This is a genomic window from Leucobacter luti, assembly GCF_050310065.1.
GTDB classification, from domain to species: Bacteria; Actinomycetota; Actinomycetes; order Actinomycetales; family Microbacteriaceae; genus Leucobacter; species Leucobacter luti_B.
This window is the reverse complement of sequence record NZ_CP190007.1, coordinates 1,971,962-1,987,440: the sequence shown is the minus strand read 5'-3', so window position 1 is coordinate 1,987,440 and position 15,479 is coordinate 1,971,962. Positions and strand designations below refer to the sequence as shown.

The following is a 15,479-nucleotide window of genomic DNA, read 5'->3' as shown; positions in this document are numbered from 1 at the left end:
GAAGCCGCGATCCGAGGATCAGACGAGCGAGCGCAGCACGTACTGCAGGATGCCGCCGTTGCGGTAGTAGTCCGCCTCGCCCGGCGTGTCGATGCGCACGACCGCATCGAACTCGACGACGCCGCCGTCAGCCTTCGTCGCGGTGACCTTCACGGTCTTCGGAGTGACGCCCTCGTTGAGCGCGGTGACGCCCGAGATGTCGAACGTCTCCGTGCCGTCGAGGCCGAGCGAATCGGCGCTCTCCCCCGCGGGGAACTGCAGCGGCAGCACGCCCATGCCGATCAGGTTCGAGCGGTGGATCCGCTCGAAGCTCTCGGCGATGACGGCCTTGACGCCGAGGAGGCGCGTGCCCTTCGCCGCCCAGTCGCGCGACGAGCCCGAGCCGTACTCCTTGCCGCCGAGCACCACGAGCGGGATACCCGCTGCCTGGTAGTTCTGCGACGCGTCGTAGATCGTGCTCTGCGGGCCGTCGGCCTGCGTGAAGTCGCGCGTGAACCCGCCCTCGACGTTGTCGAGGAGCTGGTTGCGGAGGCGGATGTTCGCGAAGGTGCCGCGGATCATGACCTCGTGGTTGCCTCGGCGCGAGCCGTAGGTGTTGAAGTCCTTCGGCGAGATCCCGTTCGCGACCAGGTACTGGCCGGCCGGGGTCTCGGCGCGGAAGCTACCGGCCGGGCTGATGTGGTCGGTCGTGACCGAGTCGCCGAGCTTCGCGAGGACGCGCGCACCCGAGACGTCGGTGACGGCCTCCGGTTCGAGCTTCATGTCGTCGAAGTAGGGCGCCTTGCGCACGTAGGTCGACTTCTCGTCCCACTCGAAGGTGTTGCCGGCCGGGGTCGGCAGCGACTTCCAGTGCTCGTCGCCGTCGAAGACGGTCGCGTACTTCGAGTTGAACATGTCGGAGTCGATCGACGCGTCGGCGATCTTCTGCACCTCGACCGGATCCGGCCAGATGTCGCGCAGGAACACGTCGTTGCCGTCCGCATCCTCGCCGAGCGCCTCGTTCTCGAAGTCGAAGTCCATCGTGCCCGCGAGCGAGTACGCCACGACGAGCGGCGGGCTCGCGAGGTAGTTCATCTTGATGTCGGGGTTGATGCGACCCTCGAAGTTGCGGTTGCCCGAGAGCACCGCGGTGACCGCGAGATCGTTGTCGTTGACCGCCGCCGAGATCTCCTCGTTCAGCGGGCCCGAGTTGCCGATGCAGGTCATGCAGCCGTAGCCGACGAGGAAGAAGCCGAGCGCCTCGAGGTCGTCGCGGAGGCCCGACTTCTCGTAGTAGTCGGTGACGACCTTCGAGCCCGGCGCGAGCGTGGTCTTGACCCACGGCTTCGCCTTCAGGCCCTTCGCGACCGCGTTGCGGGCGAGCACGCCTGCGGCGAGCATGACCGACGGGTTCGAGGTGTTCGTGCACGAGGTGATCGAGGCGAGGGTGACCGCGCCGTGATCGATCTCGAATTCGCGACCGTGCTCGTCCTTCACCTTGGCGGGGTTCGCCGCCTCGGCGTAGTTCTTGAGGTCGGTCTCGAACTGATCCTTCGCCGCGGTGAGCTCGATGCGATCCTGCGGGCGCTTCGGGCCAGCGATCGAGGAGACGACCGTGCCGAGATCGAGCTCGAGGTACTCGCTGAACTCGGGCTCGTGCGCCGGATCGTGCCACATGCCCTGTGCCTGCGTGTACGCCTTGATGAGCTCGATCTGCTCCTCCGGGCGGCCCGTGAGGCGCAGGTAGTCGAGCGTGACGTCGTCGACCGGGAACATCGCGGCCGTCGAGCCGAACTCGGGGCTCATGTTGCCGATGGTCGCGCGGTTCGCGAGCGGCACCGAGCCGACGCCCTCGCCGTAGAACTCGACGAACTTGCCCACGACACCGTGCTTGCGCAGCATCTGGGTGATCGTGAGCACGACGTCGGTCGCGGTCACGCCGGCCGGGATCTGGCCCGACAGCTTGAAGCCGACGACGCGCGGGATCAGCATGGAGATCGGCTGGCCGAGCATGGCGGCCTCCGCCTCGATGCCGCCGACGCCCCAGCCGAGCACGCCGAGGCCGTTCTGCATCGTCGTGTGCGAGTCGGTGCCGACGCAGGTGTCGGGGTACGCGAGGGTCTTGCCGTCCGCGTCGCGCGTGAAGGTGACGCGCGCCAGGTACTCGATGTTGACCTGGTGGACGATGCCCGTCCCGGGCGGAACGACCTTGAAGTCGTCGAAGGCGCCCTGGCCCCAGCGGAGGAACTGGTACCGCTCGCCGTTGCGCTGGTATTCGATCTCGACGTTCTTCTTGAACGCGTCCGGGCTGCCGTAGACGTCGGAGATGACCGAGTGGTCGATCACGAGCTCGGCGGGAGCGAGCGGGTTGATCTTGTCGGGATCGCCGCCCAGGTCGGTGACGGCCTCGCGCATGGTGGCGAGGTCGACGACGCAGGGCACGCCCGTGAAGTCCTGCATGATCACGCGCGCGGGCGTGAACTGGATCTCGGTGTCGGGCTGGGCGTTGGGATCCCAGCCGCCGAGGGCCTCAATGTGGGCCTTCGTGACGTTCGCGCCATCCTCGGTGCGGAGCAGGTTCTCGAGGAGCACCTTCAGGCTGTAGGGCAGCCGCTCGTGACCGGCCACCCGGTCGATCCGATAGATGTCGTATTCCTTGGTGCCGACGGCGAGTGTACTCTTCGCGTCGAAGCTGTTGACGGCTGCCATGAGACTCCTCCAAATCTCTCGATGTCGAGATAATTCTACACCGAAACGGAGACCCGAAAGTGCACGCCTACGGGGTGTTCTCCCCTGTGCTGGCAACGGAATCCGGATCCGGATCATCAGATGAAGGTGCCAGGCGGTTCAGCACCATCCACGTAAACACGACCACGAGCGCGAAGAGCGGCACACCCATCACGAGGCGCGCGATCCCGAGGGCGTCCGTCGCCGAGGGATCTCCCCCGTCCTTCGCTGCGAGGTAGAGCGGAACCTGCACGGCGAGTCGCGCGATGAAGAGCCCGCACCACACGAGCGTGAGCCAGGTCGCGGCGCGCCTGAGCGGCTTCTCCCGCCGCCACGCGGTGAGGCTGCCGCGGAACGCGCCGAGCGCGATCCCGAGCAGCGGCCAGCCAACGAGCACCGAGATGAGGAGGCCCGCCGCCCACACGATGTTCGTGATGAAGCCGGGCAGGTAGTAGTCCTCGCCGCGGCCCGTGAGCATCGTCGCGGCGACCGCGATCCCGACGCCGATCGCGCCGGAGAACACCGAAGCGAGCGGCTCGCGCCGGATCAGCCGCACGGCGATCGCGCCGAGCGCGAGCGCCGCCGGGGCGATCGCGGAGACGCGCGCGTCGCGGGTGAAGGTGAAGATGATGAGGAAGAGGAGGCCGGGGACCAGGGTCTCCGCGATCCCGCGCCAGCCGCCGATCGCGTCGAGCACGCCGCGGCCGCTCAGCGACTCGCCGCCGAGGCCGGCGCGCACCGTTCGGCCGAGGGAGCCGCCGAGGGCGCCCTCGAGGGGTGAGGCCGGGGCGGCGGTTGGCGGTTCGAGGGGCGTCGTCGCCTCGGGCGCAGGATCGCCGGGCTGTGCCGGGCCTCCGGGCCGCGTTGGGCCGCCGGGCAGCGCCGGATCGCCGGGCAGCGCCGGATCCTCGGGTCGCGCGTCGGCTCCGCTCACGCGGGCTGGGCCCCGCCCTGCTGCTCGGCCTGGCCCTGCGCCTGGCCCTGCGCGCCCGCGGGGACGCGCAGCGGAAGCAGCTCGCTCGGGGGCATCGGCTGGTCGCCGCGCACCACGACGAGCTCGCGGAAGAGCTCGAGGATCCCGTCGCGGGCCCCGGTGTCGACCGCGGCCTGCCCCATGATCACGCCGCGCAGCATCCAGCGCGGGCCGTCGACCGCGACGAAGCGCACGACACGCTCGCCGCCGCCCTGCTCTGCGGGGGCCTGCGTCCGCACGAGGAGCTCGGGGCCGAGCTGGCCCTCCTCCTCGGTGACGCTCGCGCCCTGCGCTGCCATCTGCTGCGTGACCTCGGCGCGGACGCGGTTCCAGAGGCCCGTCGACTTGGGGGCGGAGAACGCCTGCACCTGGAGCAGCGAGCCCTGGTATTCGAGCGAGACGGCCAGCACGCGGCCGGCGCGCTCGTCGACCTCCAGGCGGAGCTGCAGGCCCTCGCGCGGAGCGACCTTGATGCCGCCCAGGTCGACGTACGGCCGCATGGCCGGGACCTCGGTCACGTCGAAGGGGCCCGCGATCGCGCGATCCTCCGGCGCCGACTTCGACTCGTCGATCTCGACCTGGTCGCTCTCGTGAAGCTCGACCTCGTCGGCCGCGCCCTGCTGCTCTTCGCTCATGCCTGCATACTCCTCAACATCTCTGCCCTGATCTGGACGACTCTACTCCGCGCGCGGTCGGATCAGCCGGAAACGCCGGTCGATCCGAAGCCGCCCTCGCCGCGCTCGCTCTCGGGGAGCTCCGCGACGGGCTGAAACACGGCGCGCGACACCGGCATCACAATGATCTGCGCGATCCGGTCTCCCCGCTCGATCGCGAACGGTCGTTCGCGATCCGTGTTGAGCAGGGTGACCTTGATTTCGCCGCGATAGCCGGCGTCGACCGTTCCCGGTGAATTGACGACCGTGATGCCGTGCTTCGCCGCGAGGCCGCTCCGGGGCACCACGAACGCGGCGTACCCGGTGGGCAGTGCGATCGACACCCCCGTTCCGACGAGCGCGCGCTCGCCCGGGCCGAGCTCGAGCGACTCGCTCGAGCGGAGATCCGCCCCGGCGTCGTCCCAGTGCGCGTAGCCCGGGATCTGCTCGGCGTTGTCGGCCTTCATGGGAATGTTCACGACATCAGTCACCCGGACAGGTTATCGGATCAGCTCTGGGAGGGGCCCAGGCCGCGAACGCCTCGGCTCGCCGGGAACCCGGATCGCCAGGGACACAGGGCGGCGGGGGATAATGGGGGCATGACGAGCAACGCTTCGGCGGCGGCCGCGCCCGCCCGCCCCTACCGTGAACGACTTCTCCCCGGACCTGGCCTGTTTCTCGCGTTGCTGCTGCTGATCCCGGGCGTCACGCTCGTGCTCATGCCGATCAACAGCGGGATCGCGCTGCCCGTCGGGATCGCGGTGTTCCTGCTCGTCCTGCTCGCGCTCTTCCTCATGAGCCCCGTGATCGCGATCAGTGGCGGCAACCTCACCGCAGGACGCGCGACGATCCCCCTCACGGAACTCGGGCGCGTCGAGCTGCTCGGAGCCGAGGGGCTTCGCGCCGCGATCGGTCCCGGGCTCGACGCCCGCAGCTACCTGCTCGTGCGGGGCTGGATCCACCGCGGCGTCCGGATCGAGAACATCGACGCAGCGGATCCCGCGCCGTACTGGATCCTGACCACGAGGCACCCGCAGCGCCTCGCAGACGCAATCGAGGCCGCCCGCTAGAAAAAGCGGGCGGCCTCGGCCGTGTGGTGCTGCGGGCGCTCGCCTGCGCATTCCCGGCGCGGTGGCGCCGGCGCGGAATGCGCTAGAAAGCGATGCTTTCTAGGCTGAGCATTCCGCGCAGACCGGCCCCAGGTCGGTCTGGTGGTCCATCTGTGAGCGGTGCCGGACGAGGAAGCAGCTCACGCACGTGAACTCGTCGTCCTGCTGCGGGAGCACGACGACGTCGAGCTCGACATCGGAAAGGTCGGAACCACCCAGGTCGAAGCTCGGGTTGTCCGCATCCTCCGAATCGAGTCCCGAAGCGCCCTTCGCAGGCCCCCGTTCCTTCAAGGCTTCGATCGACTCGGCGTCTTCTTCAGTCTTGCGCGGTGCGTCGTAGTCGGTTGCCATTCTCTCCCTGCACTCCCGTGCCAGTTGCGGCACTTCATCCTTCGAGCGGCCATAGTCTGCCCCACGAAGGGCCCATTGCGCAAACTTCGGCGCTCCGAGTTCACTGAGCGCGTATTGCGTGCGACCTGAACTTTCGACCCCGCCCGGGTCAATACCGCGGAACTTCAATGGACTATGGCACGCTGGTGCACGACCCGGAAGGAATGCGCCGATGGATGAACTGCGCTTTGTGCGACGTGACGACCGCTCGTTGATCCTCGCGAACGAAGCGGACGAGGAGTTCCGCCTCGTCGTCGACGACGCCGTACTGGCCGAGCTCAAGCACCTGAACCGCCGCGAGCCCGCGGTCGGCAAGGTCAGGCCCCGCGAGATCCAGGCGCTCATCCGCGCCGGAAAGACCCGCGCCGAGGTGATGGAAGAGACCGGAACCGAAGAGGCCGACGTCGAACGCTACGAGGAGCCCGTGCTGGCCGAGCGCAGGTACATCCTCGAGCGCGCGCACGCCGTGCCCGTGCGCACCGATGCGACCGAGGAGAGTGAGGAGAAGTTCGGCGAGGTCATCGCGGAGCGCCTCGTCAGCCTCGGCGCCGACGCGAGCGAGTGGTCCTCCTGGAAGGACGAGACCACCGGCTGGATGGTCGCCCTCGAGTTCATCTCCCGCGACGTCGCGCACCGCGCCGTCTGGGCGTTCGAGCACCGCACCGGCGTGCTCTCCCCCGAGAACCCCGACGCCGTCAGCCTCTCGAAGCAGGGCGACGTCGGCGACCGGCTCATCCCGAAGCTGCGCGCCGTCGACGACCGCGAGAAGTCCGGCCGCTTCGACTCCGGCGCGTTCGACACGAACGAGCTGGGCGGCGCGGACGGCGCGGCCGACGGCGGCCAGTCCGCCGGCGCCGCTGACGCCACCGGGGCCTCCGCCGATTCGGGTTCCGGATCCGGATCCGGCCGCTCCGACGCCGGCAGCCGCACTGACGCCGGTGGCCGCTCCGACGCCGGCAGCCGTTCCGAGCAGGACGACGCCGCCGCGGAGTACGAGCGCCGCCGCGAGATCGACCAGCGCGCGATCAAGACGAGCGACGACTCCCCCGAGGACCTCAGCCAGACGGCCGACCTCCTCGACGCCCTGCGCAAGCGCCGCGGCGAGCGTGACCAGCGCGGTGCGCGCCCCAGCGAGCCCGTGGGCAACCACCCCGCGGGCACGCAGCAGCCCGAGCGCGAGCACCCGACCGCCGAGCAGCCGACGCTCGACGTCCCGATGCCCGAGGATGAGGCGCCGCGCCCGAAGCCCCGCAGCATCTGGGGCGGAGCCGGCGTGTCGAGCGACGCAGGCCCCTCCGCGGGCCCCGGCGCCGGCCGCGACGCGAACCCAGGCGCGCCGCAGGTGCCCCGACTCGTCGAGCGCCCGAGCCCCGCCGACCGCGGGTCCGAGGCTGGGCCCAACGGCGGGCAGCCCGCCGAGACGGAGCGCTCGCCCCGCAAGGGCCGCGCCTCGATCCCGAGTTGGGACGACATCCTCTTCGGCACCCGCAGCGACGAGGATCCCGCGGACTAGATTTGGCTCGGTTCGGCTCGGCACCCGGCCGCGGCCGGATCCGGCCGGCTCAGGCCGCCGCGAGCTTTGCGACGGCCGAGGCGAAGCCAGAGCCGGCGAATGCTCCGGCGAGCGCGAGCGGCACGCCCCGCTCCTCCTCGGTGAGCGCGCCGTGCTGCCCGACCATGTCGAGCGCCTGCGGGCTGTCCGAGGCCGCGTAGTAGGCGACCTGCTTCTTCGCCCCGATGAGCACGTCGCCGAGGCGCTCCGCGACGCCCGGCGCGAGCGGGCCGAACATGCCCGAGGCGATCGCCTCGTCGCGGGTCGCGACCCAGGCGCGCTGCCCCTCGGCGGCGGCGAGCTCCGCGGCGAAGGATCCGGGATCGACGCCGTCCGCGAGGAACAGCGAGCGGAACCGGGGCTCCCCGCCGAAGTCGCGCACGCCCGCGGCGACGAACGGGTGGTCGTCGAGCATGAGCCGCTGGTGCTCCGCGACGTCGACCATGCCGTGGTCCGCGGTGAGCACGACGCCGACGTCGCCCGGGAGCGAGCGCAGGAAGTCGCCGAGGGCCTCGTCGAGCTGCTCCAGGCGGCGCACCCAGGCATCGCTCTGCCAGCCCTCCTTGTGGGCCGCGCGGTCGAGCTCGTCGACGTACACGTACGCGAGCAGGGGTTCTCCGACGCGGACGGCCGCCGAGGCCGCCGCGAAGCGGTCGGCGATCCGCTGCCCGGAAACGTACTCCGCCCCCGCGAGGATCGCCTCCGTGAGGCCCCCGGACGCGTGCGCCGGCCGGCCGATCGCGACGGCGCGGGCGCCGAGATCCTGAGCGGCGAGATCCCGTACGGCGCCGAACAGCGGCGGGCAGAGCTGCCACTCGCGGCGGTTCGGGATCCCTTCCCAGTCGGTGAGCGTCGTGAGGAGGCCGTGCTCCGGGTGCATGATCCGGTACCCGATGAGGCCGTGGGCGCCGGGGAGCCGGCCCGTCGTGAGCGTCGTGAGGGCCGCGCCCGTGGTCGACGGGCAGACCGTCTCGATGCGCTTGCGCTGCATCGCGGCGATGTTCGGCGCGTGGCCGATGCGCGCGCCGAGGTTCGCGTGGCCGAGGCCGTCGACGACGACCATCACAAAGGAGCGCACGGGCGGGAGCTGGGCGGCGTCGAGCGCTGAGGCAGCCGCCGCGCGCGGCGCGCCGATCCAGCCGGACAGCGCCTCGGCGGGGTCGATCCCGATCCCGCGAGCCATCGCGGAGAGCCCGCTTGGCAGAATCGCGGCCAGCCTCGCGCCGTTGTCGCCGGTCGTCGGTACCATGAGCCCATTATGACCGAATCGCCCAGAGCACCCCACGAGATCGCCGGCGAACGGATCGAGGACATCGACATCTCCCAGGAGATGGAGGGTTCGTTCCTCGAGTACGCCTACTCCGTGATCTACTCGCGCGCCCTGCCGGACGCGCGCGACGGATTGAAGCCCGTTCAGCGCCGGATCCTGTTCATGATGATGGACATGGGGCTGCGGCCCGAGAAGGGGCATGTGAAGTCGGCGCGCGTCGTCGGCGAGGTCATGGGCAAGCTACACCCGCACGGCGACTCGTCGATCTACGACGCGCTCGTGCGGCTCTCGCAGGACTTCGCGATGCGGCTGCCGCTCGTCGACGGGCACGGCAACTTCGGCTCGCTCGACGACGGCCCGGCCGCCTCGCGATACACGGAGGCGAGGCTCGCTGGCGCCGCGCTCGCGATGACGCAGTCGATCGACGAGGACGTCGTCGACTTCGTGCCGAACTACGACAACCAGATCATGCAGCCCGACGTGCTGCCCTCCGCCGTGCCGAACCTGCTGGTCAACGGCGCGAGCGGCATCGCCGTCGGCATGGCGACGAACCTCGCGCCGCACAACCTCGTCGAGGTCGTCGACGGTGCGAAGCACCTGCTCGCGCACCCGCAGGCCACGGTCGAGGAGCTCATGGAGTTCATTCCGGGGCCGGATCTGCCTGGTGGCGGCACGATCGTCGGGCTCGACGGGGTCAAGGACGCGTACCGCACGGGCCGCGGGGCGTTCCGCACGCGCGCGAAGGTGTCGGTCGAGCAGATCGGCCCGCGCCGCACGGGTCTCGTCGTGACCGAGCTCCCCTACCTGGTCGGGCCCGAGCGCGTGATCGAGAAGATCAAGCAGGGCGTCGAGGCGAAGAAGCTCTCCGGGATCTCGGACGTCGCGGATCTCACCGACCGCAAGAACGGCCTCCGCCTCGTCATCACCCTGAAGACGGGCTTCTCCCCCGAGGCCGTGCTCGAGCAGCTCTACCGCTACACCCCGCTCGAGGACTCCTTCAGCATCAACTCCGTCGCGCTCGTGAAGGGGCAGCCGCAGACCCTCGGACTGCGCGAGATGCTGCGCGTCTTCCTCGACCACCGGATCCAGGTCATCAGGCGGCGCTCCGAATATCGGCTGCGCAAGCGCCGCGAGCGGCTGCACCTCGTCGAGGGCCTGCTCATCGCGATCCTGGACATTGACGAGGTCATCCAGCTCATCCGCACGAGCGACGACGCAGAGTCGGCGCGCGCGCGACTCATGCAGGTCTTCGACCTCTCCGAGCTGCAGGCCGAGTACATCCTCGAGCTGCGGCTGCGCCGGCTGACGAAGTTTTCGCGCGTGGAGCTCGAGGGCGAGCGCGACGAGCTGAACGCGGAGATCGAGCGGCTGCTCGAGATACTCGGCAGCGAGGCCCGGCTACACGGGGTCGTCGCGCAGGAGCTCGACGAGGCCGCCGAGGCGTTCGGTACGCCGCGGCGCACAGTGCTGACGGGCGCGGTCGTGCGGCCGACTCGAGCCGCGGCGTCCGCCGCGTCGCTCGAGGTCGCCGACTCCCCCTGCACCGTGCTGTTCTCGGTGACGGGGCGCGCAATCCGAATCGACCGGGATCCGGAGGCGCTCGACTCGCCGCGCAACGCGTCGCGGGCGACGAAGCACGGCGCGGTCCGATCCGCCGTCGAGGGCACGGTGCGCGGCGAGTTCGGCGCCGTCCTCTCGAACGGCACGCTGCACCGCTTCACGCCGGTCGACCTGCCGCTCATGCCCGCCGCGAGCATCGCGTTCTCCGGCGGCACGAAGCTGCTCGACTACATCGGTGTGACCGACAAGAAGCTCCGGGTCGTCGGCGTCGTGCCGATCGACACCGAGACGCCCATCGGCATGTTTACGCGCCAGGGCGTCGTGAAGCGGGTCGTGCTCACGGACCTGCCGGCGAAGCCCGACTTCGAGGTGATCGGGCTGAAGGCCGGCGACGAGCTCGTGGACGTGTTCCCTGCGCCCGACGACACCGAGTTCGCGGCGGTGACGAGCGACGCGCAGCTGCTGCGCTTCTCGGCCGCCGCGGTGCGGCCGCAGGGCCGGCCGGCGTCCGGCATGGCCGGGATCAGGCTTTCCAGCGAGGCGCGTGTCGTGTTCGCCGGGGCCGTGCCGGAGGGCGCCGCCGCGCGCGTTGTCACGATCGCCGACAGCTCGATCACGCTGCCCGGCACCGACGTCGCGACGGCGAAGGTCTCGGACTGGGCGGAGTTCCCCGCGAAGGGCCGCGCGACGGGCGGCGTGCGCGCGCAGCGCTTCCTCAAGTGGGAGGACCAGATCGCGTGCGCCTGGGTCGGCGTCGGTGAGCCGCGCGCCCTCGCGACGGACGGTACCGCCCGCAAGCTGCCCACCGAGCTCGGCAAGCGCGACGGCTCGGGCCAGCCCATCGACGGCTCCGCCGCCTACGTCGGCACCGCGCCGTAGGCGGGGCGCGGTTGGGGCCGGGCGGCGCCCGGCCGCCGGCGCCCGCCGCCCGCCGCCCGCCGTCCGGTGCCTGCCGGCCGGTGCCTGCCGGCCGGTGCCTGGCGCCCGGCGCCCTGTGCCTGGGCCCTGCGCCCTGCGCTTGAGTTGACCCAAACTCTCCCTTGGAACGCAGATCCCGACACTTTCGGTCAACTCAATCGGCCCGCGCCTTCCCCTCTCGCCCCTCTCGCTCTCCTCAAGGCTTGAGTTGACCCAAACTCTCTCCTGGAGCGCAGAATGCGTCACTTTGGGTCAACTCAACCGGCCCGCGACCGCCGCTCTCGCCCCTCGGGCCCTCCCCGCGGCTTGAGTTGACCCAAACTCTCTCCTGGAGCGCAGAATGCGTCACTTTGGGTCAACTCAACCCGGCGCTGGTCTACCCGGCGCTCGTCAACCCGGCGCTGCTCAGCTCAGGCCGCGAGCGGCGGCACGGGCGTGGCTCGCGGCAGTGGCCAGCCGGGACAGCGTCGCCTCAACATTCGCGCGGAGGGTGTGCGGGGCGCCGTACAGGTGCTCGGCGGTGACCCGCAGCACCTCCCAACCGGCCTCAGCGTAGTCCCGGTACTTCTCGATGTCGCGGTTCCACTGCGCCGGATCGGTGAGGTGGTGCCTGCCCTCGTACTCGAGCGCGAGTCGAATCTCGGGGTACGCGAACTCGCTGCACCCCAGCAGGCGCCCCTCCTCGTCATAGACATCGAAATCCAGCTCCGGATCAGGAAGTCTCCACGCCTTGAGGCAGAGGCGCAGGTGCGACTCAGGAGGCGAAGCGCTCGTCGTCGCGATCCAGGGCAGCGCGCGCTGCAGCAGGAGTGCACCAGGGCGTCGCTGGGTATAGGCCACTTCGCGCAGTTCGTCGGGGTCGGCGAGAGGCGGCCTGGCGAGTGTTTGCCCGCCGGGGATCCGCTTCCGATGCACGGTCGCGTCCCCGAGCGCGACCGCCCAAGCGGTGTCGTAGCGCCGAGCGAGTTCGCCCCAGGTTGTCGCGGGATCCGTCAGCCGGACGCCCCCAAGCTCGGTGATCCGGACCAAACGGGGGCGCACCTGCCTGCTCCGGATCCCCATGACGCGCATCGCACGCGCCGGGGCGAGCGAGGCGACTTCAACGGGCAGCGGCTGATCGGGTGCCGGGCCGGGAATCGGCAGCCCCCACAAAATCGCGGCCGACACCCCGGCGACGATGGCGTAGTCGGGAAGCGACGCCGCGACATCCTGGACGCGCGAAATGTGCGCCGCCCGCCAGTCGGAGTGGACACGCGCCTCGCCGCGCCGATAGGTGGCGCGGTGCACGCGCTCCACGTCGGGACGCCGGAGTCGCGAGGGTGGGACAGCGCTTCCTGCCGCCTCGGCCCAGGTGAAGCGCTCACCGAGCGACGCGGGTAGCGGTTGCGGTTGGGGGTTCATGTCGCAAGTGTGCGGCATTCTCCCCGGCCGTGGTCCGCCAAACCCAAAGCTGTGGAAAACTCGCCGCCGCCCGCCAACTTGAGTTGACCCAAAGTGACGCATTCTGCGTTCCAGGGCACACTTTGAGTCAACTCAGGGGTCGGCGCAGGGTTGCGCGAGGGCGCGCGGCCGCGGGTGGGCGGCGGTGCCGGGTTGAGTTGACCGAAAGTGTCGGGATCTGCGTTCCAAGGGAGAGTTTGGGTCAACTCAAGAGAGGGGGGGCGCGGGACGCGAGGCCGGACCGGTTGGTTGAGTTGACCGAAAGTGACGCATTCTGCGTTCCAAGGGAGAGTTTGGGTCAACTCAACCGGGGGGGGCGCGAAGCGGCCTACGCGTCGATGCGCTCGCGGTCGAGGTCGTCGGCGTTTTCGATGATGAACTCCTTGCGGGGGGCGACGTCGTTGCCCATCAGGAGTTCGAACACCTGGGATGCGGCGTGCGCGTCCTCGACGCGGACGCGGCGGAGGGTGCGGTGCTCGCGGTCCATCGTCGTCTCTGCGAGCTGGTCGGCGTCCATCTCGCCGAGGCCTTTGTAGCGCTGGATCGGCTCCTGGTGTTTCTTACCGCGGCGGCGCAGGTCCGTGAGCAGGGTATTCAGCTCGCGCTCGCTGTAGGTGTAGATGATGTCGTTCGGCTTGCGCCCCGAGTTCAGCACGACGACGCGGTGCAGCGGCGGCACGGCGGCGTACACGCGCCCGGCCTCGAGCATCGGCCGCATGTAGCGGAAGAAGAGGGTGAGCAGGAGGGTCCGGATGTGCGCGCCGTCGACGTCGGCGTCGCTCATGAGGATCACCTTGCCGTAGCGCGCCGACTCGAGGTCGAAGTCGCGGCCGGATCCCGCCCCAATGACCTTGATGATCGCTCCGCACTCGACGTTGTTCAGCATCTCCGCGACCGACGCCTTCTGCACGTTCAGGATCTTGCCCCGGATCGGGAGGAGCGCCTGGAACTCGCTGTCGCGCGCGGGGCGCGCGGTGCCGAGCGCGCTGTCGCCCTCCACGATGAAGAGTTCGGTTTCGTCGACGTTCTTCGAGCGGCAGTCGATGAGCTTTGCCGGCAGTGAGGAGCTCTCGAGCGAGCTCTTGCGCCGCGCGGTGTCGCGCTGCGCGCGGAGCGCGATCCTGGCCTTCATCTCCGAGACCATCTTCTCGAGCAGCGCGCCGGTTTGGGCGCGGTCCTGCTTCTTCGCCGACTCGTAGCGCTCGGTGAGGCCGCCGACGATCGCCCGAGACACGATCGCGCGCACCGCGGCCGTGCCGAGCACCTCCTTGGTCTGCCCCTCGAACTGCGGCTCGGGCACGCGCACCGTGACGACGGCCGTGAGGCCGGTCAGGATGTCGTCCTTGTCGGGCTTGTCGGAGCCCGCCTTCAGCTTCCGCGCGTTCACCTCGATCTGCTTGCGGAAGAACTTCGTGAGGCCCTGCTCGAAACCGCTCAGGTGCGTGCCGCCCTTGGGCGTCGCGATGATGTTGACGAAGCTCTGGATCTCGGTGTCGTATCCCGTGCCCCAGCGCAGGGCGATGTCGACCTCGCAGCTGCGCTCGACCTCGCGAGACACGAGGTGCCCCGTCGCCTCGTCCATGACGGGGACCGTCTCCGTGAAGGTGCCGGTGTCGGAGACCCGCCAGGTCTCAGTGAGGGGCGCGTCAATCGCAAGGAAGTCGACGAACTCGGAGATGCCGCCCTCGTAGGCGAAGGTGTGGACGGCCGGATTGCCCGCCTCGTCGAGCGACTCTGCGCGCTGATCCGTGATCTCGATCTTGAGACCCGGCACGAGGAACGCGGTCTGTCGGGCTCGCGCGACGAGCGACTCCGGCTCGAACTTCGCGGTCGCGAGGAAGATCTGCGGGTCGGCCCAGTACCGCACGCGCGTGCCGGTGACGCCCTTGCGCACCTTGCCGACGACGCGCAGCTCGCTGGCCTCCTCGAACGGGGTGAACGGGCTGTCGGGGCCGTCGCCCGAGAACACGCCCGGCTCGCCGTGGCGGAAGGACATCGCCCACGTCTTGCCGTCGCGATCCACCTCGACGTCGAGGCGTGAGGAGAGCGCGTTCACGACCGACGCGCCGACACCGTGCAGGCCGCCGGAGGACGCGTAGCCGCCGCCGCCGAACTTGCCGCCCGCGTGCAGCTTCGTGAAAACGAGCTCGACGCCCGAGAGGCCGCTCTTCGGCTCGATGTCGACCGGGATGCCGCGGCCGTTGTCGGTCACGGTGACGCTGCCGTCGGCGTGCAGCGTGATCCCGATCGCGTCGCCGTGGCCGGCGAGCGACTCGTCGACCGAATTGTCGATGATCTCCCAGAGGCAGTGCATGAGGCCGCGGCTATCGGTCGTACCGATGTACATGCCCGGACGCTTGCGCACCGCCTCAAGCCCCTCGAGGACCGTGAGGTGGCGTGCGGAATAGCTCGACTCTGCCAAGGCTTGGGACTCCACTCTCTAGATGACGAATCCACCCTAGGGCAGACCACCGACACTGACGGTTCATCGCCCCGGCGATTGGGGAACAAGGCCGCGAACGCTACGCGGTCAGCGAACCGGCGGGCTCCCTCCGGGTGAACTCAGCGCGGGCGTGCTTGGATAGAGGTGTATCGGATCAGGAAAAGGAGGCTGCCATGACGACGATCGAACAGGATCGCGCCGAGGAGGCCGTCGCCGCGGATCGCCCGCTGAGTGCGCTCGATCGCTGCGACAGCTGCGGCGCGCAGGCGTACGTCCGAGTGATGCTGGGGGGCAGCGAGCTCCTCTTCTGCGCGCACCACGCGACCAAGCACGAGGCCAAGCTTCGCCCGATGGCGGAGGTCTGGCACGACGAGAGCCACCGGCTCAACGCATAAGCGCGCTCGCCGCTCGCGCGGCGAAGCACAGACGGAACGAGGGCCCCGGGAGAATCTCCCGGGGCCCTCG

12 protein-coding genes are annotated in these 15,479 nt (G+C 70.0%); 4 read left to right on the top strand and 8 right to left on the bottom strand.

What is annotated here, in order from left to right; translation table 11 throughout:
• Positions 1 to 18: 18 nt before the first annotated feature.
• The 4 genes from acnA to dut all read right to left on the bottom strand — a co-directional run bounded on the left by acnA (position 19) and on the right by dut (position 4,823).
• Positions 19 to 2,688 carry an aconitate hydratase AcnA gene (gene acnA, locus ACOPJ3_RS09085; RefSeq protein ID WP_427868868.1) on the bottom strand — a complete coding sequence of 890 codons (2,670 nt, stop codon included), beginning with the start codon at positions 2,686 to 2,688 and terminating at the stop codon, positions 19 to 21.
• A 67-nt stretch (positions 2,689 to 2,755) separates the two neighbouring features.
• Entirely contained in the window at positions 2,756 to 3,640 is an 885-nt protein-coding gene (locus ACOPJ3_RS09080; protein ID WP_427868867.1) for a DUF3159 domain-containing protein, read from the bottom strand.
• Positions 3,637 to 4,314, bottom strand: coding sequence for a DUF3710 domain-containing protein (locus ACOPJ3_RS09075; protein ID WP_427868866.1), 678 nt, complete (start codon positions 4,312 to 4,314; stop codon positions 3,637 to 3,639). Before ACOPJ3_RS09075 ends, ACOPJ3_RS09080 begins: the two co-directional genes overlap by 4 nt.
• Positions 4,315 to 4,376: 62 nt before the next feature.
• Positions 4,377 to 4,823, bottom strand: a complete 447-nt coding sequence (dut, locus tag ACOPJ3_RS09070; RefSeq protein ID WP_427868865.1) for a dUTP diphosphatase — start codon at positions 4,821 to 4,823, stop codon at positions 4,377 to 4,379.
• Positions 4,824 to 4,931: 108 nt separating this feature from the next.
• Here dut and ACOPJ3_RS09065 point away from each other — a divergent pair, with 108 nt between their 5' ends.
• Positions 4,932 to 5,402, top strand: a complete 471-nt coding sequence (locus tag ACOPJ3_RS09065) for a DUF3093 domain-containing protein (protein WP_427868864.1) — start codon at positions 4,932 to 4,934, stop codon at positions 5,400 to 5,402.
• Between the two features lie 99 nt (positions 5,403 to 5,501).
• Here the strand turns inward: ACOPJ3_RS09065 and ACOPJ3_RS09060 are convergent, their stop codons facing one another.
• Positions 5,502 to 5,792 carry a DUF4193 domain-containing protein gene (locus ACOPJ3_RS09060; RefSeq protein WP_427868863.1) on the bottom strand — a complete coding sequence of 97 codons (291 nt, stop codon included), beginning with the start codon at positions 5,790 to 5,792 and terminating at the stop codon, positions 5,502 to 5,504.
• A gap of 211 nt (positions 5,793 to 6,003) precedes the next feature.
• On the opposite strand from ACOPJ3_RS09060, the gene sepH reads away from it, so the two are divergent.
• Positions 6,004 to 7,344 carry a septation protein SepH gene (gene sepH, locus ACOPJ3_RS09055; protein ID WP_427868862.1) on the top strand — a complete coding sequence of 447 codons (1,341 nt, stop codon included), beginning with the start codon at positions 6,004 to 6,006 and terminating at the stop codon, positions 7,342 to 7,344.
• A gap of 49 nt (positions 7,345 to 7,393) precedes the next feature.
• Here the strand turns inward: sepH and ACOPJ3_RS09050 are convergent, their stop codons facing one another.
• A complete protein-coding gene (locus tag ACOPJ3_RS09050; RefSeq protein ID WP_427868861.1) occupies positions 7,394 to 8,632 on the bottom strand; it encodes an alkaline phosphatase family protein in 1,239 nt (412 codons plus the stop codon).
• 9 nt (positions 8,633 to 8,641) lie between these two features.
• Between ACOPJ3_RS09050 and ACOPJ3_RS09045 the strand changes: the two genes are divergently transcribed.
• Positions 8,642 to 11,092, top strand: a complete 2,451-nt coding sequence (locus tag ACOPJ3_RS09045; RefSeq protein ID WP_427868860.1) for a DNA gyrase/topoisomerase IV subunit A — start codon at positions 8,642 to 8,644, stop codon at positions 11,090 to 11,092.
• A 444-nt stretch (positions 11,093 to 11,536) separates the two neighbouring features.
• Here ACOPJ3_RS09045 and ACOPJ3_RS09040 read toward each other — a convergent pair whose 3' ends face one another.
• Together ACOPJ3_RS09040 and ACOPJ3_RS09035 are read right to left on the bottom strand one after the other, a co-directional pair.
• On the bottom strand, positions 11,537 to 12,532 hold the full coding sequence (locus tag ACOPJ3_RS09040) for a hypothetical protein (protein ID WP_427868859.1): 996 nt from the start codon (positions 12,530 to 12,532) through the stop codon (positions 11,537 to 11,539).
• Positions 12,533 to 12,899: 367 nt separating this feature from the next.
• Positions 12,900 to 14,993, bottom strand: a complete 2,094-nt coding sequence (locus ACOPJ3_RS09035) for a DNA gyrase/topoisomerase IV subunit B (protein ID WP_427868858.1) — start codon at positions 14,991 to 14,993, stop codon at positions 12,900 to 12,902.
• Positions 14,994 to 15,187: 194 nt separating this feature from the next.
• Here ACOPJ3_RS09035 and ACOPJ3_RS09030 point away from each other — a divergent pair, with 194 nt between their 5' ends.
• Positions 15,188 to 15,409: a DUF7455 domain-containing protein gene (locus ACOPJ3_RS09030; RefSeq protein WP_427868857.1), complete on the top strand. Its 222-nt coding sequence runs from the start codon at positions 15,188 to 15,190 to the stop codon at positions 15,407 to 15,409.
• Positions 15,410 to 15,479: the final 70 nt, after the last annotated feature.